The 21,700-nt window shown below is 59.8% G+C and carries 27 protein-coding genes and 3 pseudogenes; 18 read left to right on the top strand and 12 right to left on the bottom strand.

Annotated elements, in window-relative coordinates:
• Nucleotides 1-33 precede the first annotated feature (33 nt).
• The 6 genes from MUN84_RS08555 to MUN84_RS08530 form a co-directional block, all read right to left on the bottom strand.
• Nucleotides 34-822, bottom strand: coding sequence for an ABC transporter ATP-binding protein (locus tag MUN84_RS08555; RefSeq protein WP_244697508.1), 789 nt, complete (start codon nucleotides 820-822; stop codon nucleotides 34-36).
• Nucleotides 823-1,201: 379 nt separating this feature from the next.
• The gene (locus MUN84_RS08550; protein WP_244697504.1) at nucleotides 1,202-1,930 is read right to left on the bottom strand and encodes a hypothetical protein; all 729 of its coding nucleotides are present in this window, start codon (nucleotides 1,928-1,930) and stop codon (nucleotides 1,202-1,204) included.
• Nucleotides 1,931-2,102: 172 nt separating this feature from the next.
• Nucleotides 2,103-2,876: a DUF4097 family beta strand repeat-containing protein gene (locus MUN84_RS08545; protein ID WP_244697503.1), complete on the bottom strand. Its 774-nt coding sequence runs from the start codon at nucleotides 2,874-2,876 to the stop codon at nucleotides 2,103-2,105.
• A 92-nt stretch (nucleotides 2,877-2,968) separates the two neighbouring features.
• The gene (locus tag MUN84_RS08540; RefSeq protein WP_244697501.1) at nucleotides 2,969-3,838 is read right to left on the bottom strand and encodes a HEAT repeat domain-containing protein; all 870 of its coding nucleotides are present in this window, start codon (nucleotides 3,836-3,838) and stop codon (nucleotides 2,969-2,971) included.
• 30 nt (nucleotides 3,839-3,868) lie between these two features.
• Nucleotides 3,869-4,054, bottom strand: a complete 186-nt coding sequence (locus MUN84_RS08535; protein WP_244697499.1) for an RNA polymerase sigma factor — start codon at nucleotides 4,052-4,054, stop codon at nucleotides 3,869-3,871.
• On the bottom strand, nucleotides 4,026-4,415 hold the full coding sequence (locus tag MUN84_RS08530; RefSeq protein ID WP_244697497.1) for an RNA polymerase sigma factor: 390 nt from the start codon (nucleotides 4,413-4,415) through the stop codon (nucleotides 4,026-4,028). The genes MUN84_RS08535 and MUN84_RS08530 overlap by 29 nt, the downstream gene beginning before the upstream one ends.
• 399 nt (nucleotides 4,416-4,814) lie before the next feature.
• Between MUN84_RS08530 and MUN84_RS08525 the strand changes: the two genes are divergently transcribed.
• The 5 genes and pseudogenes from MUN84_RS08525 (at nucleotide 4,815) to MUN84_RS08500 (ending at nucleotide 6,894) form a co-directional block, all read left to right on the top strand.
• The gene (locus MUN84_RS08525; RefSeq protein WP_244697495.1) at nucleotides 4,815-5,417 is read left to right on the top strand and encodes a hypothetical protein; all 603 of its coding nucleotides are present in this window, start codon (nucleotides 4,815-4,817) and stop codon (nucleotides 5,415-5,417) included.
• Nucleotides 5,387-6,162: pseudogene (locus MUN84_RS08515) on the top strand (sensor histidine kinase). Before MUN84_RS08525 ends, MUN84_RS08515 begins: the two are co-directional and overlap by 31 nt.
• Entirely contained in the window at nucleotides 6,159-6,305 is a 147-nt protein-coding gene (locus tag MUN84_RS08510; RefSeq protein ID WP_244697490.1) for a hypothetical protein, read from the top strand. The pseudogene MUN84_RS08515 and the gene MUN84_RS08510 overlap by 4 nt, the downstream one beginning before the upstream one ends.
• Nucleotides 6,296-6,652: a LytR/AlgR family response regulator transcription factor gene (locus tag MUN84_RS08505; protein WP_244697488.1), complete on the top strand. Its 357-nt coding sequence runs from the start codon at nucleotides 6,296-6,298 to the stop codon at nucleotides 6,650-6,652. The genes MUN84_RS08510 and MUN84_RS08505 overlap by 10 nt, the downstream gene beginning before the upstream one ends.
• The gene (locus MUN84_RS08500; protein ID WP_244697486.1) at nucleotides 6,616-6,894 is read left to right on the top strand and encodes a LytR/AlgR family response regulator transcription factor; all 279 of its coding nucleotides are present in this window, start codon (nucleotides 6,616-6,618) and stop codon (nucleotides 6,892-6,894) included. The genes MUN84_RS08505 and MUN84_RS08500 overlap by 37 nt, the downstream gene beginning before the upstream one ends.
• 246 nt (nucleotides 6,895-7,140) lie before the next feature.
• On the opposite strand, the gene wrbA is transcribed toward MUN84_RS08500, so the two are convergent.
• Nucleotides 7,141-7,563 (bottom strand): NAD(P)H:quinone oxidoreductase, encoded by a 423-nt coding sequence (wrbA, locus tag MUN84_RS23695; protein WP_317239152.1) that lies wholly within the window; start codon nucleotides 7,561-7,563, stop codon nucleotides 7,141-7,143.
• 804 nt (nucleotides 7,564-8,367) lie between these two features.
• Here wrbA and MUN84_RS08490 point away from each other — a divergent pair.
• From MUN84_RS08490 to MUN84_RS08450, 9 genes and pseudogenes are all read left to right on the top strand, one after another.
• The gene (locus MUN84_RS08490) at nucleotides 8,368-8,673 is read left to right on the top strand and encodes a sigma-70 family RNA polymerase sigma factor (protein WP_317239151.1); all 306 of its coding nucleotides are present in this window, start codon (nucleotides 8,368-8,370) and stop codon (nucleotides 8,671-8,673) included.
• On the top strand, nucleotides 8,586-8,876 hold the full coding sequence (locus tag MUN84_RS08485) for an RNA polymerase sigma factor (protein WP_244697484.1): 291 nt from the start codon (nucleotides 8,586-8,588) through the stop codon (nucleotides 8,874-8,876). The genes MUN84_RS08490 and MUN84_RS08485 overlap by 88 nt, the downstream gene beginning before the upstream one ends.
• The gene (locus MUN84_RS08480; RefSeq protein WP_244697483.1) at nucleotides 8,857-10,467 is read left to right on the top strand and encodes a hypothetical protein; all 1,611 of its coding nucleotides are present in this window, start codon (nucleotides 8,857-8,859) and stop codon (nucleotides 10,465-10,467) included. Before MUN84_RS08485 ends, MUN84_RS08480 begins: the two co-directional genes overlap by 20 nt.
• 27 nt (nucleotides 10,468-10,494) lie before the next feature.
• The gene (locus MUN84_RS08475) at nucleotides 10,495-10,860 is read left to right on the top strand and encodes a DUF6970 domain-containing protein (RefSeq protein ID WP_244697481.1); all 366 of its coding nucleotides are present in this window, start codon (nucleotides 10,495-10,497) and stop codon (nucleotides 10,858-10,860) included.
• Nucleotides 10,861-11,180: 320 nt separating this feature from the next.
• Nucleotides 11,181-13,213, top strand: a pseudogene (uvrB, locus tag MUN84_RS08470) (excinuclease ABC subunit UvrB).
• Between the two features lie 160 nt (nucleotides 13,214-13,373).
• Nucleotides 13,374-13,601 carry a DUF433 domain-containing protein gene (locus MUN84_RS08465; RefSeq protein WP_244697479.1) on the top strand — a complete coding sequence of 76 codons (228 nt, stop codon included), beginning with the start codon at nucleotides 13,374-13,376 and terminating at the stop codon, nucleotides 13,599-13,601.
• Complete coding sequence (locus MUN84_RS08460; protein WP_244697477.1) at nucleotides 13,602-13,931, top strand: DUF5615 family PIN-like protein; 330 nt, start codon at nucleotides 13,602-13,604, stop codon at nucleotides 13,929-13,931.
• A 310-nt stretch (nucleotides 13,932-14,241) separates the two neighbouring features.
• A complete protein-coding gene (locus MUN84_RS08455; RefSeq protein ID WP_244697476.1) occupies nucleotides 14,242-14,508 on the top strand; it encodes an ArnT family glycosyltransferase in 267 nt (88 codons plus the stop codon).
• A complete protein-coding gene (locus tag MUN84_RS08450) occupies nucleotides 14,496-15,677 on the top strand; it encodes a glycosyltransferase family 39 protein (RefSeq protein WP_244697475.1) in 1,182 nt (393 codons plus the stop codon). Before MUN84_RS08455 ends, MUN84_RS08450 begins: the two co-directional genes overlap by 13 nt.
• Here MUN84_RS08450 and MUN84_RS23690 read toward each other — a convergent pair.
• Both MUN84_RS23690 and MUN84_RS23685 read right to left on the bottom strand, forming a co-directional pair.
• On the bottom strand, nucleotides 15,670-16,029 hold the full coding sequence (locus MUN84_RS23690) for a hypothetical protein (RefSeq protein WP_317239150.1): 360 nt from the start codon (nucleotides 16,027-16,029) through the stop codon (nucleotides 15,670-15,672). The genes MUN84_RS08450 and MUN84_RS23690 overlap by 8 nt on opposite strands.
• A complete protein-coding gene (locus MUN84_RS23685) occupies nucleotides 15,939-16,295 on the bottom strand; it encodes a hypothetical protein (protein WP_317239149.1) in 357 nt (118 codons plus the stop codon). The genes MUN84_RS23690 and MUN84_RS23685 overlap by 91 nt, the downstream gene beginning before the upstream one ends.
• Nucleotides 16,296-16,445: 150 nt before the next feature.
• Between MUN84_RS23685 and MUN84_RS08440 the strand changes: the two genes are divergently transcribed.
• Entirely contained in the window at nucleotides 16,446-17,087 is a 642-nt protein-coding gene (locus MUN84_RS08440) for a chloramphenicol acetyltransferase (RefSeq protein WP_244697473.1), read from the top strand.
• A 35-nt stretch (nucleotides 17,088-17,122) separates the two neighbouring features.
• On the opposite strand, the gene MUN84_RS08435 is transcribed toward MUN84_RS08440, so the two are convergent.
• The 3 genes from MUN84_RS08435 to MUN84_RS08425 all read right to left on the bottom strand — a co-directional run bounded on the left by MUN84_RS08435 (nucleotide 17,123) and on the right by MUN84_RS08425 (nucleotide 18,483).
• Entirely contained in the window at nucleotides 17,123-17,320 is a 198-nt protein-coding gene (locus MUN84_RS08435; RefSeq protein WP_244698726.1) for an EamA family transporter, read from the bottom strand.
• Nucleotides 17,254-17,535 carry an EamA family transporter gene (locus MUN84_RS08430; RefSeq protein ID WP_244699123.1) on the bottom strand — a complete coding sequence of 94 codons (282 nt, stop codon included), beginning with the start codon at nucleotides 17,533-17,535 and terminating at the stop codon, nucleotides 17,254-17,256. Before MUN84_RS08430 ends, MUN84_RS08435 begins: the two co-directional genes overlap by 67 nt.
• Nucleotides 17,536-17,679: 144 nt before the next feature.
• Nucleotides 17,680-18,483 carry a phosphatase PAP2 family protein gene (locus MUN84_RS08425; protein ID WP_244697472.1) on the bottom strand — a complete coding sequence of 268 codons (804 nt, stop codon included), beginning with the start codon at nucleotides 18,481-18,483 and terminating at the stop codon, nucleotides 17,680-17,682.
• Nucleotides 18,484-18,782: 299 nt separating this feature from the next.
• On the opposite strand from MUN84_RS08425, the pseudogene MUN84_RS08420 reads away from it, so the two are divergent.
• The 3 genes and pseudogenes from MUN84_RS08420 to MUN84_RS08415 all read left to right on the top strand — a co-directional run.
• Nucleotides 18,783-19,673: pseudogene (locus tag MUN84_RS08420) on the top strand (sigma-54-dependent transcriptional regulator); the annotation flags it as partial.
• Between the two features lie 182 nt (nucleotides 19,674-19,855).
• A complete protein-coding gene (locus MUN84_RS23680; RefSeq protein ID WP_317239210.1) occupies nucleotides 19,856-20,134 on the top strand; it encodes a helix-turn-helix domain-containing protein in 279 nt (92 codons plus the stop codon).
• 145 nt (nucleotides 20,135-20,279) lie between these two features.
• Nucleotides 20,280-21,410 carry a TlpA disulfide reductase family protein gene (locus MUN84_RS08415; protein ID WP_244697469.1) on the top strand — a complete coding sequence of 377 codons (1,131 nt, stop codon included), beginning with the start codon at nucleotides 20,280-20,282 and terminating at the stop codon, nucleotides 21,408-21,410.
• The last annotated feature ends 290 nt before the right edge of the window (nucleotides 21,411-21,700 follow it).

Here is a 21,700-nt window from a genome sequence, read left to right as displayed (position 1 = left end):
AGAAATAAGCAGGATGAAATGCGCGGCGCTGGCTTACTGCACGAGGTCGGCTTTGGCCTCGGTGAGGTGCAGGAAGGTGTCTTCGAGGCTGGGCTGCTCCAGGCGCAGGCCGTAGAGCGGCTGGCCCGCCGCCGTAAGGGCCGCGGCCAGCTCGGCGGTGTGCTCCCGCGAAAGCCAGGGCAGCCAGAGCGTGCCGGGTGCGGCTACCGTGGCGCCGGCCAGCAGGCGGGGCAGCAGGTTGCGGCAGGTGTCGGCATTTTCCGTTTCCAGCACCAGCCGGGCCCGGCCGGCTTGCAGACGCTGCAAATCCGGCAGACTGCCCTGAAACACCAGCCGCCCTTCCTGAATAACACCCACGTGGGTAGCTACTTTCTCGATTTCGTTGATGAGGTGGCTGCTAACCACAATGGTTTTGCCGTGCTCCTGGCGCAAGTGACGCAGCAGCTCCCGCATTTCAATAATGCCATTCGGGTCCAACCCATTCGTGGGCTCATCCAGCAGCAGCAAGTCGGGGTCCGAGAGCAGGGCAATGGCCAGGCCCAGGCGCTGCCGCATGCCCAAAGAGTACTCCCGGGCGGGCCGGTGGGCGTTGTCAGTGAGGCCAACGAGTGCCAGTACTTCGGCGGTGCGGTGGGCCGCTACCCCGCGCAGGCGGCGGGTAGCCTCTACGTTTTCGCGGCCCGTGAGGTGGTCGTACAGGGAAGGATTTTCGATGAGGGCGCCCACCCGGTTCAGCAGGGCTACCCGGTGCCGGGCCAAGTCGTGCCCGAACAAGTGCACGGAGCCAGCGGCCGGCCGCAGCAGCCCCAGCAACAGGCGCATGGTAGTACTTTTGCCGGCCCCGTTCGGCCCAGGAAACCGTAGATGCTGCCGGGCTCTACGCGCAGGTTGACATCGTGCAGAATGGGCCGCTTGCCGAAGTGAAAGTGCAGGCCGCGGGTTTCGAGTAGGGGAAGGGAGGCAGGTTGCATAGCGCCGAATTCAGGTGACAGTGAAGACGGCAGCAAACGTAGCGGCCCTGCTATAGCCCGCAGCCGCTATTCAACCAACACGACGACTAGCCCCCGAAACAGCTGCTTTTTCCAACCGAACCCCGTTGGGGCCGAACGGCGCGGCCCTCAACCAGTTAGCCACACATAAAACGGCGTTGGTAGGGCAAAATGAGGGGTTGATGGAGAAACCAGCCCGCAACCGGGCGCTACTACCGGGCCCGCCGGAAAAAAACGTTTCCGCTCACAGACTCTAGCCGTAGCGTTGGTCCCGTGCCCGCGCCCAAAGCACCCTTCACCTCATACCCGACAATGGGGTTCTGCTGGCGGTTGCTGAAGGCTACTTCCTTGTCGGTGTACACTTCGCCGGTAATGGTTTTCAGGGCCACGCTGGCGGGGCGGGCCGCGGGCCAGCTCACGTCCACGAAGCCGCTGATGGAATTGGCGTTCAGCTCGCCGGTAAGGCCCTGCACGTCCACGTTGCCGCTAATAGTGCTGATGCGCAAGTTGGTAGCGGCCGGCACCGTAATTTCATAGGCAATGTCGGCACACACCCCGGCGCGGCCCTCGCGCACGCCGCCCTTGGTATTGTCCCAGTTGCCGTAGTAAAGCGTACTGCCGTTGGGGCAGTCGCCTGGTTGGGCCTGGGCCAGGCGCTTGGCGTCCAGGTCAGAGGCTACCCGCAGATTGTTGCCGGTAGTTTGCAGGCTCATGGTGAAGGCATCGTTGAGCTTGTTCTGGTTGATGCTGACCGTGGCCCGCACCCGTAGCTGCCCGTCGGAGGCCGGGCGCACCCGGATAGTAGTAGCGTGTTTCAGGTCCAGCGTTACCAGCGAATTGCCGCCCACGGGGGCGGTTTTTTCTAGCACGGTTTGGGCCACGGCTTGGCTTGAGCCGCTCAGCAGCCCCACAGTCAAAAAGCAAAGAAGTAAACGGCGCATGATAAGGGTTGGGTAAGGATGAGGAATTGGCAGTGGGTAGGAGGGAAGTAGGCGGCTACTTGCCAAGGAAATGGCAGGGCCGGTTCGCCCTACTGCCCGCCCTGCGCTACTGAATAGAAGCCGGTTGATGAAGTGGCTGGGCTGGGTTGCCGGCCAAAGGGTAGGGCCTGACTTATTTGGCCTTGCGCACGTAGATGTCGCCGCTGATGTTGTGCAGGGCCAGTTTCGAGCCGCCGCCGTTCAGGGGTACCGACACGGTTTGGCCGCTCACGCGGGTGAGGCCATCGGGCGTGGGGCGCGGGTTCAGGTCGAAGTCGGTGTACACCTCGCCCGACATGGACCGCACCGTGAGGTTGGCCTTGGAAGCGGCGGGCATGGTCACGTCGAGCTTGCCACTCACCAAGGACAAAGCGGTGGGCTCGGCTGGCAGGGAGGCGAACTGCACGGTGATGTCGCCGCTGGTGCTGTTGCCCACCACGGGCCCCGTCACGTTGGTCAGGGTAGCATCCCCATTTTTCATCTTGAGCTCCAGGCTACCCGCTAGGCCGCTTACGCGCAGGTCGCTACCATTCCAGTTGGTTTCGGTGAATACTAGGGCCGTGCGCCGGGGTACCCGCAGGGTGTAAGTGACGGCCTTGCGTGAGGCCTGCACCACGCGCAGCACATTGCCCTGCGTTGCCACCGACAGGCCCAAGCGGGTGTTGTCTTCGGCTGAATTGTAGATGGGCCGTAGCCCTTCGGCTTGCTTAGGCGGCTCCTGGTAGCCGTTGCCGCGGATAATCACTTCATCCCCGTCGTAGCCTTCTACTACCACGTTGCTACCGTGCATTTCCAGCACAATGCGGCGGTTGTCGCGGGTAGGAAAGCGGGTTTTGTATTCTTGGGCCCGTAGGGCAGAGGCCGTCCCGGTCAGCAGGAGCAGGCTAAAAAAGAAGGAGCGTTTCATAACAGCGGGAAAAAAGAGCGAAAAAGAAGTTGCCGCCGGGGTGCGCGGGCCCACGCAGGTAAGGGGCGGCAATGCAACGGGTCAGATCAAAGTCAGATAAGTAGTCCTAGGCCTTGCTGGGCTTGCTGGCGCACTACGGGCAGCACATTGGGCTGGCGGGAGAGTTGCTCCAGCGGCGCCAGGGCCCGTTTGTCGCGCAGGGCCACCAGTAGTTCAATTAGGGTAATCTGCACGTTGGGGTCGGTTTGGTTGGGTAAGGCCTGCACCAAAGCGGGCCCCACGCGCGGGTCGGCGCGCAGGTGGTACAGGGCCTCCGCTGCCGCCAAGCGCACATTCGGGTTGGGGTCGGCGTTGAGAGTGGTGATGAGTACCTGCACGGCAGCGTCGCCGGGCTGCACCGTTGTGGGGGCTTCACTAACCAGCTGCAGGCGGCGGTTGGCTGAGGCGGGCTGGCCCGCCAGGGTAGTAAGCTGAGCAGCTAGCCCCGGCGCCGGGGCCGGCCGGATTGCTACCTCCGGCAAGGCCGCCGGCTGCAGCAGCAACCCCAGCACCGTGCCCACTGCCAGCAGGGCTACGGCCGCGGCTACCCGCAGCCAGCGCCCCGCCGCCGACGCTTCCCACAGCGGAATGACCGTGCCACCCGTGGCGGCCTTCTCCGAGTGAGCTACCATGAGCGGCGCTACTTCGGGCTCCTTTCCCTTCAAAGCAGCCTTTTCCTGGTTTAAAGCCTGCAGAAAATTCGCGCGCAGGGCTGGGGGCGGGGCGGGCGCCGGCAACTCATCGAGGTGGTGGAGCAGGGTGCGTAACTGCTGGAGCTGCTGCCGGCAGGCGGGGCACTCCCGCAGGTGCGCGGTTAGGGCCTCGGCGTCGCTGGGCGGCAGGGCGTGCTCGGCGTGGGCGGGTAGCAGCGGCTCCCAATGGGCGCAGTCAGCGGGTAGCAAGGTGTCAGTGGAAGAAGTCATGCACAAGCGGGCGGCCAGGGCCTCAAAAAATCAGCGAAAGTATAAGGTGCGCAGGGCCTCTAGGGCGCGGTGCGCTTTCACGCGGGCGGCTCCCTCGGAGCAACCTAGCATCTGCCCAATCTCGGCGTAGTCGAACCCCTGGAAGCGGTGTAAGTCCAGAATTTCGCGCTGGGCCGGGGAAGCAGGGCTAGCGCCTCCTGCACCGACTGGGCGCAATCGGTGGCCGTGAGGTGAGCCTGGGCGGCGCGGCCGTGGGCCGTGGTGTGCTCCAGGTCGTGGAGGTCGGTGGGGCGGGGCGGCGCTGCTGCCAGTGGTCGGCGTGAACGTGGCGGGCCAGCTGGTACAACCACGTCCGAAAGCGCAGGCCCGCCCGGAAACTGGCTCGGTACTTCAGCACCCGCAGAAACACGTTCTGGGTCAGGTCCTGCCCAATTTCCTGGTCGCCGTGGTTGAGGCGAGTTAGGAAGCCGAACAGCGGGCCGTGGTAGCGCTCAAACAGCGGCGTGAGCTGGTCCAGGTCGTCGGCCTGCACCCGGAGCATGAGGTCTTCGTCGCTGAGAGAGGTAGAAACAGGCACGGGCAGAACAGAACAAGCGGCGGGACGAAAGAACCGAATCTGCTCCGAATACCGGCGGCTGCTTTATTCGTTACAACACCCGCAAAATATTTTTTGCGCCGCCTCCTTATGCTGCCTTACGGCCAGTTTTGCAGGAATCCCTACCCCAGATGAGGCCATAAGGAAAAGCAGGCTGCACATGAGGTGGTAGCCGAAAGCGGGCCCGTGCGGTGCGGCAGTAGGTTGGCCAGGTGCCAGCCGGTGTTGGTAGGCGTAAGTGCCGGGTTGATTGAAAAGGGCTGCTTTCGGAGGATAGAAGGCGTATTTTTAAGCATGGAAGTATCGTCCGCGCCCGTTGCTGCTCCGTTGTCCGAAAAATCAGTGCTTCCCCGGGTTGGCTGGCGGGCGCGCCTGCGGCCAGTGTTACGATCAGCCAACTGGTCGGCTGCTTCCGAAGACACACCTATTCCGCGCTGGATTCACGTGCTCCTGTGGCTGTGGCTGGCCGGCATCGATGCCCTAAAGCTCAGCGGCACCGTGGCCATGCTGCCCCGCTTTCCAGCCACGGCGGCCGAGTGGCAGCCGTTACTACCCCTGGTTGGGCGTCTGCTGCTGGAAGATATGTGCGGGGCACTATTGTTCTACCTGACCTGGCGCTGGCTGATTCCGCGCACCCTAGGCCGGGCCCGGGTTGTGCACTACGTGCTGCTAGCTGCCCTGCTGGTGCTGCCCTACGCGGCGCTGGTGGGCTGGGTCACCATGCAAACCTCGCGCAAAGGCGTGCAGATTTCCGCCTACCGAGTTACCAGCCCCGCCCAGGGCCAAAAAAAGCCCGTCACGACCATTGTGAAAAGCAAGAAGTCGGGCCCCCAGATGCCGGAAACCTGGATGCGCATCATCAGCGCGGGCATTATTGGGGTGTTTATCGTGGGTAGCAGCTCGGCCCTGCGCATCACCGGCGACTACATTCGGGGCAGCGCAACCGCCGCGAAATGGAGCGTCAGCAGCTGCTCACGGAGCTAGCCATGCTCAAAACCCAGATCAATCCGCACTTTCTCTTCAATACCCTCAACAACATCTACTCGCTCACCAGCCGCAAGTCCGACAAAGCCCCGAGGCGGTGCTGCGCCTGGCTGAAATTATGCGCTACCTGCTCTATGAGAGCAGCACTGATACCGTGCCCCTGAGCCGGGAGCTAGCCCATCTGCGCAGCTTCCTGGACCTGCAGCGCCTGCGCCTGCCGGCCTCCGCCCAGGACGCCATTCAGCTGGAAGTAACTGGCACCTCCCCCGATTGCGCCCACCCGATTGCGCCGCTGCTGCTCATGCCCCTGGTGGAAAACGCCTTCAAGCATGGCGACCTGACCGCCCGGCCCGTGGCCGTGCATATCTCCTTGGTACTGGCTTCGGATGGGCTGGTGCGGTTTTCAGTGCTCAACCACGTAGCGCCCGCCGATGCGGAGCGGGAGCTACCCAAGCAGCCCGGCGGCGTGGGCCTCGTGAACCTGCGGCGCCGCCTGGAACTGCTCTACCCGGCCGCTACGTTCTGGATGTGCAAACCCCACCCGGCCAGCACCTCGTTACGCTGGTGCTGCTGCAGTAAGCTATTTGTAGGGGTAGGAGGGTGTGCGGGTAAGAAGGTATGGGGTAGGAGGGTAGGAGTTGAACTGCATATCTTACCTTCCTGCTCTAAATCCCTCGCACTCCCATACCCTCACACCCGCACACCCTCCTACCCTCATACCCTAACAAAGCTACCCAAGCCATGACCTGCGCTATTCTCGACGACGAACCCCTGGCCCTGGACCTGCTAGCCGATTATTGCGCCCAGGTGCCGGGCCTGGAGCTAAAAGGACAGTTCGACGATGCCCTAGCCGGCCTGGCTTTCCTGCAGGATAACCCGTGGATGTAGTGTTTCTGGATATTCATATGCCTCGTCTTACGGGCGTGCAGCTGGCCCAACTGCTACCCCAGCCCGGTCCGCGCATTGTGTTTACTACCGCCTACGACCAGTACGCCGTGCGCAGCTACGAGCTGAACGCTGTTGACTACCTGCTGAAACCCATTGCCTTTGAGCGGTTTGTGCAGGCCGTGCAGAAGGTGCGCCAGCACTTGGCTGCTCCCGCGCCGGCCCCGGCAGCGGCCCGCCCGCCGCCAGCGCGGAGGCTCACCCCGTGGCGCCAGATGCCATGTTCGTCAAGAACGAGCACCGCCTGCAGCGCGTGGCTTTCGATGATATTCTCTACATCGAGGGCATGAAGGAGTACCTGATGATTTATACCACCACCGGCAAGGTGCTCACGCTCCAGTCGTTCAGGAGGGTAGAAGAGGTGCTGCCCGCCGACCGATTTGCGCGCATTCACAAATCCTACCTCGTGGCCCTCAGCCGCATTGAGCACGTGGAGCGGGGCAAAGTGCAGGTAGCCGGCCGCCTACTTCCCATCGGCGACACCTACCGGGATTCTTTCGCCAACCTCATCAAGGCGTACAACTTGTTGTAGGTGGTTGAGTTAGGTGTCAAGTTAAGAAGGCCGGGCTACGCTGAAACCCCCACCTTGAAACGTGTCCTGGCGAGCGGCGCGAAGCCATCCGTCCTGCCCAGCGTGCTACCCTGAAACGAGACAAGCCCTTACCTCCGCGCTGGAAGTAAGGGCTTGTCGGTTTATTAAGCTTCGAGCAAGTGAGAGAAAATATGGCCTCGATGTCGTCGCCACGACATTTCACTCAGTCACTCATTCACCAATTTACTATTTCGCCAGTTTGCTGGCAATCTGGGCGGTGTGCTGGCCTTGGTGACGGGCGCCTTCCAGTTCGTTGGCGCTGGGCTGCCGCTCGCCCTGGCCGCCGGCCACGGTGCTAGCTCCGTAAGGAGTGCCGCCGGTTACTTCCTCGTGGCCCATCTGGCCCTGCCAGGCGTAGGGCAAGCCCACGATGACCATGCCGTGGTGCAACAGCTCCGTGTGCAAGGAGCGGATGGTGGTTTCCTGGCCGCCGTGCTGGGTAGCCGTGCTCACAAAAGCACCGCCAACTTTGCCAATCAGCTTGCCCTGGGCCCAGAGGCCGCCCGTAGCATCCAGAAACGACTGGATTTGGCCGCACACGTTGCCGTAGCGCGTGGGCGTCCCAATGATAATGGCGTCGTACTGTTCCAGCTCCTCGGGCGTGGCCACCGGAATGTGCTCAAAGGCTTTCTGGGCCTGGGTAGCGCCAATCTTGTCGAGCAGGGCGGGGGTAGGGTTTCGGGCACCCGCTTGATGGCTACCTCATTGCCGGCAACCTGCCGGGCGCCTTCCGCCACGGCTTCCGCCAGCTTGTATACGTGACCATACGTGGAATAAAACAGCACGAGCGTCTTCATAAGCAGTTGGTTTTTTAGGTGAAAAACGAAAGACAAGTAGTAAAGCAGCGGTAAGCACATAGCGGTTGGCTGCGCGGCTACCGCCCGCTATGTGAGCGTTTTCCCCGCCCAATAGACGGTGTATTCGCTTATAAGATATGTACCTACATGGTAACGCTGGAATAGGTTGCCGATCTGCTTATCTTAAGCGGAATATTTCTGCGGTTTCCCTTGGCAGGCGGGGCTATAAAAAAAGGCCAGTCTGAATGCAACCTTACCCTACAGCGGCAGCATCTTACCACCACAGCCTTCCTTTCCACAATGAAGGTATCCTGCTTTATTTCTATCCGACTTCGCAACGTATGCAGCATTCTTACTTGCGCGGAACCGAGCTCCTGATGGGGCTGGCCGCTGGTGAGCGTCGTAACGCCGGACCCGCCGGGGCCGGAACTTCCAATGAGCGCCCTGTCGGCCTCGCTGGGAGGGAGCGGGCTGCGTAGCCTGTTGCCGGGTAGCGCCGCTGCGGCGCGCCCGGAGTCCCACTCCTCGTCGTTAGCTGCTCCTGTGCGCCCCTGACCCGCCTTCCCAGCTCTCAGATTCGGAGCTGATTGATGGTTGCCTAGATGGTAGCCGATTGATGCAGAAGTATTTATACGAACGATTTGCCGGCCGCATGATGGCCGTGTGCCTGCGCTACGCCCAAACTACCTTCGAGGCCGAGGACGTACTGCAGGAAGGCTTCTTGACGGTATTTAAAAATTTGGCCAGCTTCCGCCGGGAGTGTCCGCTGGAATTTTGGATTCGCCGTATCATGGTCAACGCCGCCCTGCGCCAGCACCGCCGCAACGCGCCCTGGTGGCCGTCAGCGACGGGGGCGAGTACCCAGAGGATTTGGCCGGCGAGGAGTTTACGCTTTCCAATTACAATTTCGAGGAGATGCTGAACATGATTCAGGACCTCGCCCCGCGCTACCGCATGGTGTTCAACCTGTTCGCCATTGAAGGCTACGGGCACAAAGAAATTGGCGACATGCTCGGTATTTCCGAGGGCACCAGCAAGTCGCAGTACTCCCGGGCCCGGGCCATTTTGAAAAGTAAAATCGAGCGTCTCGACGCTCATCGCACGCATGGCAGCATCCGCTCCTAACACAAATACTCCCGACCCCCGCTCAACCGGCGACCTAGAGCACCTGTTCCGGCAAAAGTTTGCCGAGGCTGAGGTGGCTCCGCGCGCCAGCTTCTGGGACCAGCTCGACCACGAGCTGGTAGTGCAGCAGAACGAGCAGGTGGTGCAGCAAAACGTGACTTACCGCCGCCGCCTGGTAGTACATCGTTGGGTTGCCGCCGCCTGCTTACTGCTGGCCCTGGGCTTTGGCAGCTGGGCTTTCCTGTGGCAGAATGGCGCCGCCGTGGGGCCCGAGCTGGCCGTGCAACTGCCGGCCGGGTCTGCTACTTCATCTGGTGCTGTAGGTTCAACTGCCGCGGCTACCTCCGGGTTCGGGACAGAAAATGCCGCTACTGCTTCGGTTTCTGCCGCTTTTCCAGCTACGGCTTCCAGCTCAGCCAGCGCCGTACCAAGTGGCTTGGAAGTTACTTCTGGTGCTACCGGGCCGGCGCTAGCCGCGCTGCTGCGTGGTAACTCTACCTCTGTGTATGCTGCGCAGAATGGCGCTGGGCGCTCAGCTACGGGGTTGTATTCTTCTGCTCCGGCGGAGGGAGGTAGCCTACTGGATGTGTATCGCCAAGTAACGTCGTCGGGGAATGGAGCTGGAGCCAGCAGCACCTCTTTCTTCGCTAGCCTGACGGGAATGCAGCCCCGCTCTGCGGCTCTGCGCAGCGGCTTGGGCCTAAGCCGCCCCGATACCCTGAAGCCTTCTTTGCTGATGGCTCCGCAGTTGCCGGCTTCGGCCCCGCAAGTAGCCGTTGCGCCTGAGCCCGAGCAGAAGGAAACCCCAAAGCTATGGCGCCGGCTGCGGTTGGGCGCCAGCTACGCGGTAGGTTCCTACAACCCCAACATCAACTTCTCCCACACCGATGGCCGGCTGCGAACGAACATGCTGACCAACGCCGTGCGTAGCTACTACCAAGATGAGGCCGAAGACGAGTACCGCCGCAACTTGCGGGCCGGCGTAAGTCAGCGGGCCGCCCTGGTAGCTTCCTACGCCCTCAACGACCGGTGGACCCTCACCTCCGGGGCCGAGGTGGGCCAGCAACGCGCTACCTCCGCCACTACTTACGGCTTTATCGATGGCAAGCAGGTGGGCCATGAGGCTGCCGATGTATTCAACCGGCCCGCGGCCTACAGCCCGGCTCCGGCCCAGCCTCGCGCCACTTCCTACCGCTACCGCACGGCGGGTATTCCGGTGGGCGTGCGCTATGGCTCCACCAAGCCCGGCCTTTCTCTGTACGCCAAAGTAGGAGCGGCCGTAAACGTGCTGCTGGGTAGCCGCTCGGAGCTGGAAGGCTCCCCGGAAGCTACTCGCACCTACACTCTAAAATCGGCGGAGTCGCCGTATCGGCAGGTGCTAACCTCAGTACGTGGGGGCACGGGCGTTCGGTATCAGCCGGCTACGGCCGCCTGGAACGTAGTAATTGGGCCAACTGCCGAAGCCGGCCTAACGACCCTTAACGCCCACCCCAACCAGCGCGGCGCGCGCCAAAGCCGCCCCTACAGTATCGGACTGGAAGCTAGCATGGAATTTGGAACGGCGAAGCCTCAGCCCATTGCTGCTCAATAATTCCTGCGCCGTATTGCCTTGTTTTCCATGAGTCGCCTTTTTCTTTCATTTTCACTAGGATTGCTGCTAACGGGCGCTGCATCCTGCTCCAATTCCCTCGATGAAGCAGTAGACGGTACCTGCGTAACCAACTTTTCCGCTACCCTGATTGAGCAGTTACAGCAGAAACCCAAGCAAACGCCCGCGGCCGAAGTAACCCAGTACACCTACCAAGGCCGCACCGTGTACCTAGTAACGGGCGGCGATGCTGCCAACTACAGCTACCTGTTTGACACCTGCGGCAATGTGATTTGTGCCGCCGCCGGTGGCCCCAACAAAACCGGCGACGGACGGTGCCCAGATTTTGCCGCCACGGCTACCAACGCCACCCTCCTCTGGCGCGACCCGCGGTAGCGGTAAGGTAGTGAATGAGTGATTGAGTGGAAGTGGTGAGTTAATGTACTGTCATGGCGAGGAGGCACGACGCCGCTATTTATCCTAGCCAATATGCTACCCCTTAAAGCAAAACAAGCCCTTGATGCCCGTGCTAGCGTCAGGAGCTTGTCACGTTAGTAGGATTTAGGATGCACGAGAGGAAGGATGGCTTCGCTACCTCGCCATGACATGCTTCACTCATGCACTTAGCTACTCAGTTACCACTTCACTTTCCCTCCGAACCATAAGTTGAGTTTTAGAGTTATCATAGGCTACCTTTCTGGCCTATATTTCCCCGCATGCACTACCAACTGACCTCGGAATTCAAACCCACCGGCGACCAGCCCCAGGCCATTCGGCAGCTGGTGGAAGGAATTAATAATGGCGAGCCAGCGCAGGTACTGCTGGGGCCACAGGCACGGGTAAAACCTTCACCATGGCCAACGTTATTGCCGAGACCGGCAAGCCAGCCCTGGTGTTGTGTCACAATAAAACCCTTGCGGCCCAGCTCTACGGCGAGTTCAAGCAGTTCTTCCCCAATAACGCCGTCGAGTACTATATCAGCTACTACGACTACTACCAGCCCGAGGCTTACATTGCTTCTACCGACGTCTTTATTGAAAAAGACCTGGCCATTAACCAGGAAATCGAGAAGCTGCGCCTGCACACTACTTCCACGCTGCTTAGCGGGCGCCGCGACGTGATTGTGGTAGCCTCCGTGTCGTGCATTTACGGCATCGGTAACCCGAGGAGTTTGGCAAAAATGTTATTTTCCTGGCCCCGGCCTGCGCTACTCGCGCAACAACCTGCTCTATTCCTTCGTCCAGATTCTGTACTCGCGCACCGAGGCGGAGTTTACCCGCGGTACATTTCGGGTGAAGGGCGACACCGTAGACCTGTTTCCGGCCTACGCCGACTACGCTTACCGCATTTTCTTTTTCGGCGACGAAATTGAGGCCATTCACAAGATTGACCCCGTAAGCGGCAAGAAGCTCGCCGACGAGAAGTCTGTTACGCTCTACCCCGCCCAGCTGTTTGTAACTGGCAAGGACACGCTCAATCAGGCCATCAAGGAAATTCAGTTCGACATGACCCAGCAGCACGCCTACTTCGAGAAAGAAGGCCGTGATGCCGAAGCCAAGCGCATCATGGAGCGCACCGAGTTCGACCTGGAAATGATTCGGGAGCTGGGCTACTGCTCCGGCATCGAGAACTACTCGCGCTATTTCGACGGCCGTCAGCCCGGCTCTCGGCCCTTCTGCCTGCTCGACTATTTCCCCGAAGACTACCTGTTGGTAGTCGACGAAAGCCACGCCACCATGCCCCAAATCCGGGCCATGTGGGGCGGCGACCGGAGCCGCAAAACGGCCTTGGTGGAGTACGGCTTCCGCCTGCCCTCGGCCATGGACAACCGCCCGCTTACCTTCAACGAGTTCGAGGGCATGGTGCGCCAGGCCGTATTCGTGTCGGCTACCCCCGCCGACTACGAGCTAACCCAGGCCAACGGGGTAGTGGTGGAGCAAATCATTCGCCCTACCGGCCTGCTCGACCCCGAAATTGACCTGCGTCCCAGCGGCAACCAGATTGACGATCTGCTGGACGAAGTAGACAACCGCGTGAAAATGGGTGACCGGGTGCTGGTAACGACTCTTACCAAGCGCATGGCCGAGGAGCTGCAGAAGTATATGGAGCGCCTGGGCATCAAGTCGAGCTACGTGCACTCCGACGTGAAAACCCTGGACCGGGTGGAGATTCTGCGCCAGCTGCGCCTGGGCGAAATCGACGTGCTGATTGGGGTAAACCTGCTGCGTGAGGGCCTCGACTTGCCGGAAGTAAGCCTAGTGGCCATTCTCGACGCCGATAAGGAAGGCTTCCTGCGCGACCAACGCAGCCTGATTCAGACCATGGGCCGCGCTGCCCGTAATGACCGGGGCAAGGTTATCATGTACGCTGACCGTATCACCGGCTCCATGCAGCGCGCCATCGACGAAACCAACCGCCGCCGGGCCACCCAGATGGCCTACAATGAGGAACACGGCATCACGCCCGCACGGTGCGTAAGTCGCGCGAGGCCATTATGGAACAAACCTCGCTGTCGGACTACCGCATTGCGGAAGCGCCAGGCTACGCCGGCCCTACTGAGGATGCCGCCCTGGCCATTGCCGCCGAGCCGGTAGTTTCCATGATGAGCAAAGTGGACCTGGAAAAGCTTATCAAGCAAACCGAAAAGCAGATGGAGGCTGCCGCCAAGGACCTCGACTTCCTAACTGCTGCCAAACTCCGCGACGAGCTGGCCGGCCTCAAGCAGGTGTTCAAGACCAAGCGCGACTAGCAGAGGCCCAATAAGTGCTTATTACGAAGCGGGAACCTAAGACTGTACTTCAGATGCTACCGCAGGTCCCTCGCTTGAAACGACAGTAATTTGTTGCGGCCTACCCACGTTTCTCTATCAGTTCAAGCATTCCTGTCAGCAAACTTTCTTATCTTTTTACATGAAAACTGCTCATCCACTTATTAGTACGCAGCCAGGGGTGCGGTTTGGCAAACCTTGCTTGGTAGGAACCCGCATCGCGGTTCAGGATGTGTTGGGCTGGTTAGCCTCAGGGATGAGCTTTGAGGAAATCGTCGAAGACTTTCCAGAGCTAACTTTGGAGCATATACGGGCGGCTTTGGCTTTTGCTGCCGCTATTGAGCAGCGCACCCGGCAAGTAGCCGCTTAAATGAGGTGGTTACTAGATGCTAATTTATCGTACCGGCTGGTACGGCGGCTTGAGTCACATATTCCGGTGTTACACGTCAGTCGTACTGGTTTAGCTCCTGCGGCTGATGACCGTCTAATTTGGGAGTGGGCGCGACAAAATGACTACCTGATTATTACGAACGATGAGGACTTTTATCGATTAGCAGGAGTGTATGGATTCCCACCCAAAGTAGTGCTGCGAATGGGCAACCAATCTACCCGCCATGTTGCGGAAACACTAGTCCGTCATCTAGTCGATATTCAATCTTTAGCAGACACTGCAGAGTTGGGCATTTTAGAGCTGTACTAGCCGTGTTCGATACGTTGTTCGATATGTCCCTAGAAAACTAGGGTGCACTGGACAGAATAGGCTGTAGGAATTAACGCTGTAACAGCAGTAGCGTTGAAACGTCAGCCCAAGTAGGCAGCCGCTCCGCCCGAATCTGGTACTTTTGGCTGACCAGTCTTCAGCGCTACCCCAAGTGGCACTAGCTTACGCACTGGCAAGTGGGTTCCTTCTGGGCATGGTACATACGCTAACGACCTGGGTACGGCAGCATCGGGCCCAGGTATTATTCCTGATATTGCTACTACCGACGGTTGGGCCGCTGCTGCTTGTATTGCCCGAACCTATATACCTCTGGGATGAGTCTAGAGTAGCCGTAAATGCGGCGGAAATGGCGTTAAACAACAATTGGTTGGTGGCGCACTTCGAAGGTCAGCCCGATTTATGGAACACTAAGCCGCCTTTGCTGCTGTGGTTGCAAGTGCTGAGCATTAAGCTGTTCGGGTTTAATGAAGTAGCCATCCGGTTGCCTACCGTGGGGCGGTGGTGGCAACTGTTAGCGCCTTATACTGGTTTAGTGCGAAAGTCTTGCGCAATGTAGCCGCGGGCCTGTTTGCGGGGCTCGTTCTGCTGACTACCGCCGGCTACTTCCGGGTACACGTGGCTTGGTCTGGCGACTACGATGGGCTACTGGTATGCTGGCAGCTACTCCTGCTGATTTTCTATTTCCAGTACCTAGAAAAAGCCCGCTCCCGAGACTGGTGGCTGTTTACTGGTGCCTTGCTGGGGGCCATGCTGACCAAAGGCGTGGCGGGGTTACTCGGGTTGCCAGGGTTGCTGCTGTACACGCTCTGGCAGGGTAGGCTGGGCTTTATACTACGAAACCGGCAGTTCTACGCTGCGGTAGCGGTGCTGCTTGGGCTGGTGGGCGGTTACTACCTGGGCCACGAAGTCAGCACCCCAGGCTACTGGCAAGCCGTGCGAGAAAACGAGTTGGGCGGCCGCTTCTCTACGGCGCTAAATGACCTGAGCGGCCCGTGGAACTACTACCTCGTCTACCTCAAAATTCGGGACTTTGTGCCCTGGCTGTACTGGCTAGCTCCTGCCGTTGTCCTGGCGTGGTGGCAGTCTAATCCGGTGCAGCGGCGGGCAGTGGGGTTACTGCTTATTTTCAGTGCCTGCTGGTTGCTGCTCATCAGCTGTGCAGCCACCAAGCTGGCCTGGTACGCCGCCCCCATCTATCCACCGCTGGCCCTACTAACGGGGCTAGGCATAGCCCGAATTTGGGAGCTGCTGCACGCGGCCTACCTGGGGCGTTACGTACCGCAAGTGGTTAGCATGGCGGGATTTACGCTCCTGTTCTTTGGCTTGCCCTACCGCGGTATGCTCCTAGATATGCTGATTCAGCTTCAGCACCGCACCCCGTATTACTTCTACCGAAATTACCTGTCAGCGCTGCCTGCTAGTACCCACCTAGCTTCCGTGGCCGTAGTGGTGCCCGATATCGTTAAAACGAACGTGGTGTCTACCGCCTGGGACCCCGGCCGCGAATACAACCCTGTGTTTACGTTTTACAAGCTGGCCTACAAGGCCGAGCGGAACCTGGACCTGCGCATTACCAGCGTCCGGCAGCTGGCCTCGCTGGTCCCAACCGATACGGTGGTCGTGTGTGACGAAACTTTGCACCAGCAAGTGCAGGCGCGGTTTGTTACCCGTACCCTGGGCCGCGCGGCTCCCTGCCAATTGCTGGTGGTACTAGGGCCTAAATAACCGGCGAGGAGCCCAGCAGCTCGATGTAGGCCGGCACTTCGGCCAGGGAAGTAAGCGTGTGGAAGGCTACCCCTACTAGTTGCTCGGCTGGTACTTCCTCCATAATCCAGGTGGTGTGGTAGGGCACATGCACGGCCTGAGCCCCCAAGCGGGCCACCGGTAGCACGTCCGACTTCAGGGAGTTGCCGATCATTAGGAACTGCGCGGGGCTTACCTGGTGGCGGGCGAGGATGCGCTGGTAGGTAGCCTCGTTCTTTTCGCTCACAATCTCGACGTAGTCAAATAGGTCGCCGAGGCCGGAGCGGGCCAGCTTGCTTTCCTGGTCGAACAGGTCGCCTTTGGTGAGCAGCATGAGGGGTAGCCCTGCCGCTTCAGAGCTATTAGTACTTCGGGCACATCGGGTAGCAACTCAATAGGAAAGCTGAGCAGGCGTTTGCCATGGTCGAGGATGTGCTGGATTTCGGTGCCAGTTACCGCGCCATCGGTCAGCTGAATGACGGTTTCAATCATCGAAAGCATAAACGACTTGGCCCCGTACCCAAACAAGTGCATGTTCTGGTGCTGCACTTCGTTGAAACGGCTCCCAATAACGCCCGGCTCGCCGTGGTGGGTTAGCAACTCATACAGCTGGGCCTCGGCGTAATCGAAGTGGGGCTGGTTGGGTCAAAGGGTATCGTCGGCATCAAAGGCAATCAGGCGAGGCGCGGGCATAAAGCGAAAGGTGGAGAGGGGCAAAGGCTTCGGTAAAGTTACCGAACTTGCGGCCCTATGAAGCAGCTAGTAGACCTAAGCACCTGGAACCGGCAGGAGCATTTTGCCTTCTTTTCCGCCTTTGAGGAGCCGTTTTTTGGGGTGGTGGCGGAGGTGGATGCCACCCGCGCTTACGCCCGAGCGAAAGACCTGGGGGTATCGTTTTTTCAGCTCTACCTGCACTGCGCCCTTACAGCCGTAAACGAGGTAGAAGCCCTGCGCTACCGCATAGAGGAAGGGCAAGTATACTGCTACGACCAGGTGCACGTTTCGGCCACGCTTACCCGCCCAGACCATACCTTCGGGTTTTCCTTTGTGCCATACGCCTCTTCGCTCACAGAATTTGGGGTAGGGCTGGCGGCCGAAATGGAGGCGGTGCGCCAAACCACTGGCCTGCGCCTGACTCCTACTACGGGCCGGCCCGATGTAGTTCACTTTTCGGCTCTGCCCTGGATTTCCTTTACCAGCCTGACCCACGCCCGCTCCTTTGGGCACCCCGACAGCATCCCGAAAATATCGGTGGGAAAAACCCGGCGGCAAGGCGAGGCGCTGCTGCTACCCGTAGCCGTCAATGTGCACCACGGCCTAGCCGATGGCTACCACGTAGGCCTGTTCTTGGCCGCTTTTCAGCGGGAGCTAGATGCTGCTGGCAACGAGTAGTTCTGCCTCACCAGCAGGGCACTGGCTCAGTGGCGCTACCGAATCAGGACCAGCGTGCCGATGACAATCAGGCCGGCACCTACTCCTGTCTGTAAGGTCAGCTTTTCTTCCAGAAACACGACCGAAAGAACAATGGCCAGCGCCACGCTCAGCTTGTCTAGGGGTGCTACCTGCGAAACCTGGCCGACTTGCAGGGCCTTAAAGTAAAAGATCCACGACAGCCCCGTGGCCAGCCCGAAAGCCCCAGAAAAAGCAGGTTGGTGCGCGAAAGAGTGTGCACCTCGGCCAAACCGCCCCGGAAGAACACGATGCCCCAGGCCAGCACCAGAATAACAACCGTCCGCACCGCCGTAGCCAGGTTCGAGTCGACTCCTTTGATGCCAATTTTGGCTAGAATGGCGGTTAGGGCCGCAAACAGAGCCGATAGAAGCGCATACGTCCACCACATAAGTCGCTAGAAGAAAAGGTACTACTTAGGGTACGAAGCCCGGACGCGGCCGCCAACTGTTTGGCGCTCCGAGCCCGGACTTGCTGTGGCTTGCTACCTCGTTCTACTTCGGCCGCCAGGTAAAGCTAAAGCCTGGCGTACCACTCAGCCCCCGCCGGCGCCCAGGCCGTAGCTGGGCAACCAAGTCGGCGAAAAGCCCATGCCCTCGGGCAAGCGGGGCTTGCGGCCCCAACGGTTGCGGTGGGTCAGGTAGCCGAGGTGGGCCGATAAAATGCCGAAGCCTGCGCCCGCCACCACGTCGCTTTGCCAGTGCTTGGTGTTAATCATGCGCAGGGCTGCCACGCTGGTGGCAATGGTATAGGCCCCAATGCCGTACCACTGGCTTTTGTCCCGAAACTCGTTGTGCACAATGCTGGCGGCCAGAAAGGCTTGCGCCGTGTGCCCCGAGGGAAACGACAACTGATCGGAGCCATCGGGCCGGGTTTTTCGGCTCAGATTTTTCACCGCAAATACCGTCGTGAGCATGATTAACTCACTTTTTAGCACCACCAGCCCCACGTTTAGCTGGTCGTTTTTAGACTCTACTCCCGACAAGGCCACCAGGCCCAGCTCAGCGTAGGGAACAAATATCAGGATGTCGTCGAGGCTGGTGCGGAAGGTAGGAAACAGCTTGTGTATGTCGCGGTTAGCTTCCTGGTTGGTATAGAAACCGCCCCCGTTAGAGGTGTAAGCTCCGTAGCCAATCAGCAAGGCCGGCACAATGGTCGCCTTGACCAGCTTGCCCTTGTACCAGGGCTGCTTTACAACGGCCGGCACCCCGGCCGGATTCTCGAACTTATGGGTGGTATCGGCGGGGGTAGCGGGCGGCAGCACCTGGGCCAGGCCCGGCCCGATGGATGCCGCACTGAGCGTCAGGCCAAGGGCAGTCCGGCGAGCAATAGAATTCATGAAGCGAAAGGTAAACATGAGCTGATCGGGAGGAAGCGGAACCCACACATAGGTTCTTAAGGCAGAGTACCTAACGATTTTGTAGCCAACTTGTCTGGATAAGGAGCGGCAAAGTATGCAGCTCAACGGCGCTAGCTGCCTTGTGCGGGCCGGCCCACTCCGTTACGGCTCAGCACTCTACGGCAGGCTTGAGCAGGGCAGGCTATTGAAACTGCAGGAACAACTGCTGGTAGGCTTACGGTTGTTTTCGTCGTTTCTGTGTACCCTTGCAGCCCCTACCGCCTTATTGCCCGCCCAAAATGCCCGCCGGAACCGTACTGCTCATCGACGACGAAACCAGCCTGCGCCAGCTCCTGGCCCGGGTGCTGGAACTGGAAGGCTACACCGTGCTGCAAGCGCCCGATTCCCGCCGCGGCCTGGAACAACTGCGCCAGCACGCCGACGAAGTGCTGGTAATCCTTTCGGATGTGAAGCTGCCCGATGGCTACGGCCTCGATTTGCTACCCCGCTACAAACAAGCTGCCCCGCTGGCGGAGGTGGTTCTGATGACGGCCTACGGTACCATTCCCGACGGGGTGCGGGCCATGAAGGAAGGCGCCTTCGACTACCTCACCAAGGGCGACTCCGATGACCAGTTGGTGGTAGTGGTGGAGCGCGCCGCCGAAAAAGCCCGCCTGCAACAGCGCGTCGCCGATCTGGAAAAGAAGGTAGGCGCCCAGTACAGCTTCGAGAGCATGATTGGCCGCTCCGGGGCCTTGGAGCAGGCGAAGAAACTGGCCCAGCGCGTCGCGCCCACGGATAGCACCGTGCTGCTGGAAGGCCCTACCGGCGCGGGCAAGGAGCTGTTTGCCCAGGCCATTCATCAGAGCAGCCAGCGCCGCGGCAAGCCCTTCGTAGCCGTGAATTGCTCGGCTTTCCCGAAGGATTTGCTGGAATCGGAGCTGTTTGGCTACAAGAAGGGCGCGTTTACGGGTGCGCTAGCTGATAAAAAAGGCCTGTTGGAAGAGGCCAACGGCGGCACCCTGTTTCTGGATGAAATCGGGGAGCTGGAGCTGAACGTGCAGGCCAAATTTCTGCGGGTGCTGGAAACTCAGCAGTTCACCAAGCTCGGCGACACCAAGCCGACCAGCGTGAACGTGCGCCTAGTGGCTGCCACTAACCGCAACCTCAAGCAGGAAGCCGCTGAAGGTCATTTCCGCCCCGACCTCTACTACCGCCTCTCCGTGTTCACAGTGCTGGTACCTGGCCTGAACGAGCGGCGCGAGGACATTGCCCCGCTGGCCGATTACTTCCTGCAGTACTTCGCCGCCCGCCTGCGCAAACGCCTGCGCGGCCTGGAGCCGGAGGTGCTCCAGCAGCTCCAGCGCTACGACTGGCGCGGCAATGTGCGCGAGCTGAAAAACGTGCTGGAGCGCGCCGCCATCTTGGCCGACGGCGACCTGCTCACCACGGACGACCTACCCGCCGAATTCCACTACCTGCCTACCCCCTCACCACCGACGAAGCCGCCGACCGCACCCTGCGCACCCTGGAAAAGCGCCAGATCCGGCAGGTACTCCAGGAAACCGGCGGCAACAAAATGGAAGCCGCCCGCCAGCTCGGCATCGGCACCAAAACCCTCTACCGTAAGATTCAGGAGTACGGGCTGTAGCAGAGGTCCAGTAAAGTCGCAGATGAGTCTGGTATATAGCGGGAAGGGTATACTGATAGTCATAGAATTTCCGTTACTTGAGTACGCCGGCTTATGAGGGCAGAAGGCAGGCAAACATCTGTGTTTTATCTACTTACTCATCTTTATGAAAAAGCATGTATTGGGCTTGCTGTTAACAGCACCGTGGCTGGCCAACGCACAAACGACTACTCCCTTCACCATCAAAGGCACGCTGGGCAAGCTCGATGCTCCGGCCAAGGTATACCTGGTGCGGCGCGGGGCGGTGGCGGATTCGGCCACGCTGAAAAACGGGGTATTTGAGCTGAAAGGTACCACGGAGGTGCCCACTACGGCCGACCTGATATTCCGGCGCAACGGCCGTTTGGGGAGCTTGTTCGGGCCGATGGGAGACCGTACGCGCGTGTTTCTAGAGCCCGGCACGGTCCTCATCACCAGCCCCGATTCACTGGCGCACGCCACTATCAAGGGTGGCCCGGCCATGAACGATTATCTGCGGCTGGATAAAGCAATGAAGCCGACTATTGCCAGCATGCACGCCTTGGGCGCCGAAGTGCAAAAGGCCACCGAGCAGCAGCGACAGGACCCGGCCTTCGAGGAGCGGATAAAATCCCGGTATGAAGCTTTCACCAAGGAGCTTGTCAATATCAACTACGCCTTCATTAAAGCCAACCCTAGTTCCTGGGCTAGCCTGGATGCCCTGCTGGGGCTCCAAATGATGGACCTGCCCCAGTACGCTACCGTGGCTCCGCTCTACGAGGCGTTTAGTCCTGCTCTCAAAAATAGTCCGCAAGGGCGCCAGTACGGCGAGATGGTGCGGGGACTGAAAGTTGTAGCTATTGGGGCAACGGCCCCTGATTTCACCCAGCAAACGCCCGATGGCAAAACCGTATCGTTGCGCGACTACCGCGGCAAGTACGTGCTGGTTGATTTTTGGGCTTCCTGGTGCGGCCCTTGCCGGCAGGAAAACCCCACGGTTGCCAAGGCCTACAGCGAGTATAAAGGCCGCAACTTCGAGGTACTGGGCGTGTCGCTGGATAACGAAAAGCAGCGCGACAAATGGGTGCAAGCCATTCAGGACGATAAGTTAACCTGGACGCAGGTTTCTGACCTCCGCGGCTGGGAAAACGCGGCTGCGCGCAGTTATCAGGTACGCGGTATTCCGCAAAACTACCTCATTGACCCCACAGGCAAAATTGTAGCCGCCAACCTCAAAGGCGCTGATTTAAAAGCTACCCTGGCGAAATACATCAAGTAATAACGCTGGCGGAGGAGCCAGCTTTCTGGTTAATAAACCTTACAACCGAGTTATTCTGACCGACACACCGGGTCAGAATAACTCGGTTTTTTTGCGTCGTAGAAAGTGGAGTTTTATAGGCAGCGAAATTTTGTATCAGATTACCAAGTAGATGCAAGGCAGGGGAGAGCAGGCTGACTATAAACGGGCCTGAATTGGCAAGAGGGGTAGCGTGCTATCAGACGGTTTCGGTAACCGAGCCACAGCTGCTAGCGCTGCACGGAATATTTCACCCTACCCATCTACCCCAG

Source organism: Hymenobacter sp. 5516J-16 (assembly GCF_022919335.1).
Classification (GTDB): domain Bacteria; phylum Bacteroidota; class Bacteroidia; order Cytophagales; family Hymenobacteraceae; genus Hymenobacter; species Hymenobacter sublimis.
The sequence above is the reverse complement of the archived record's forward strand: the minus strand, read 5'-3'. Positions and strand labels throughout refer to the sequence as shown.

What these genes read in the sequence shown, in the direction of transcription:
- MUN84_RS08465 (WP_244697479.1), top strand. Translation starts at nt 13,374, where the DNA reads ATGAAAACTGCTCATCCACTTATTAGTACGCAGCCAGGGGTGCGGTTT.
- MUN84_RS08490 (WP_317239151.1), top strand. Translation starts at nt 8,368, where the DNA reads ATGCAGAAGTATTTATACGAACGATTTGCCGGCCGCATGATGGCCGTG.
- MUN84_RS08545 (WP_244697503.1), bottom strand. Translation starts at nt 2,876, where the DNA reads ATGAAACGCTCCTTCTTTTTTAGCCTGCTCCTGCTGACCGGGACGGCC.
- MUN84_RS08460 (WP_244697477.1), top strand. Translation starts at nt 13,602, where the DNA reads ATGAGGTGGTTACTAGATGCTAATTTATCGTACCGGCTGGTACGGCGG.
- MUN84_RS08540 (WP_244697501.1), bottom strand. Translation starts at nt 3,838, where the DNA reads ATGACTTCTTCCACTGACACCTTGCTACCCGCTGACTGCGCCCATTGG.
- MUN84_RS08440 (WP_244697473.1), top strand. Translation starts at nt 16,446, where the DNA reads ATGAAGCAGCTAGTAGACCTAAGCACCTGGAACCGGCAGGAGCATTTT.
- MUN84_RS08550 (WP_244697504.1), bottom strand. Translation starts at nt 1,930, where the DNA reads ATGCGCCGTTTACTTCTTTGCTTTTTGACTGTGGGGCTGCTGAGCGGC.
- MUN84_RS23690 (WP_317239150.1), bottom strand. Translation starts at nt 16,029, where the DNA reads ATGCTGCTCACCAAAGGCGACCTGTTCGACCAGGAAAGCAAGCTGGCC.
- MUN84_RS08480 (WP_244697483.1), top strand. Translation starts at nt 8,857, where the DNA reads ATGGCAGCATCCGCTCCTAACACAAATACTCCCGACCCCCGCTCAACC.
- MUN84_RS08475 (WP_244697481.1), top strand. Translation starts at nt 10,495, where the DNA reads ATGAGTCGCCTTTTTCTTTCATTTTCACTAGGATTGCTGCTAACGGGC.
- MUN84_RS08510 (WP_244697490.1), top strand. Translation starts at nt 6,159, where the DNA reads ATGACCTGCGCTATTCTCGACGACGAACCCCTGGCCCTGGACCTGCTA.
- MUN84_RS08555 (WP_244697508.1), bottom strand. Translation starts at nt 822, where the DNA reads ATGCGCCTGTTGCTGGGGCTGCTGCGGCCGGCCGCTGGCTCCGTGCAC.
- MUN84_RS08430 (WP_244699123.1), bottom strand. Translation starts at nt 17,535, where the DNA reads ATGTGGTGGACGTATGCGCTTCTATCGGCTCTGTTTGCGGCCCTAACC.
- MUN84_RS08425 (WP_244697472.1), bottom strand. Translation starts at nt 18,483, where the DNA reads ATGAATTCTATTGCTCGCCGGACTGCCCTTGGCCTGACGCTCAGTGCG.
- MUN84_RS08415 (WP_244697469.1), top strand. Translation starts at nt 20,280, where the DNA reads ATGAAAAAGCATGTATTGGGCTTGCTGTTAACAGCACCGTGGCTGGCC.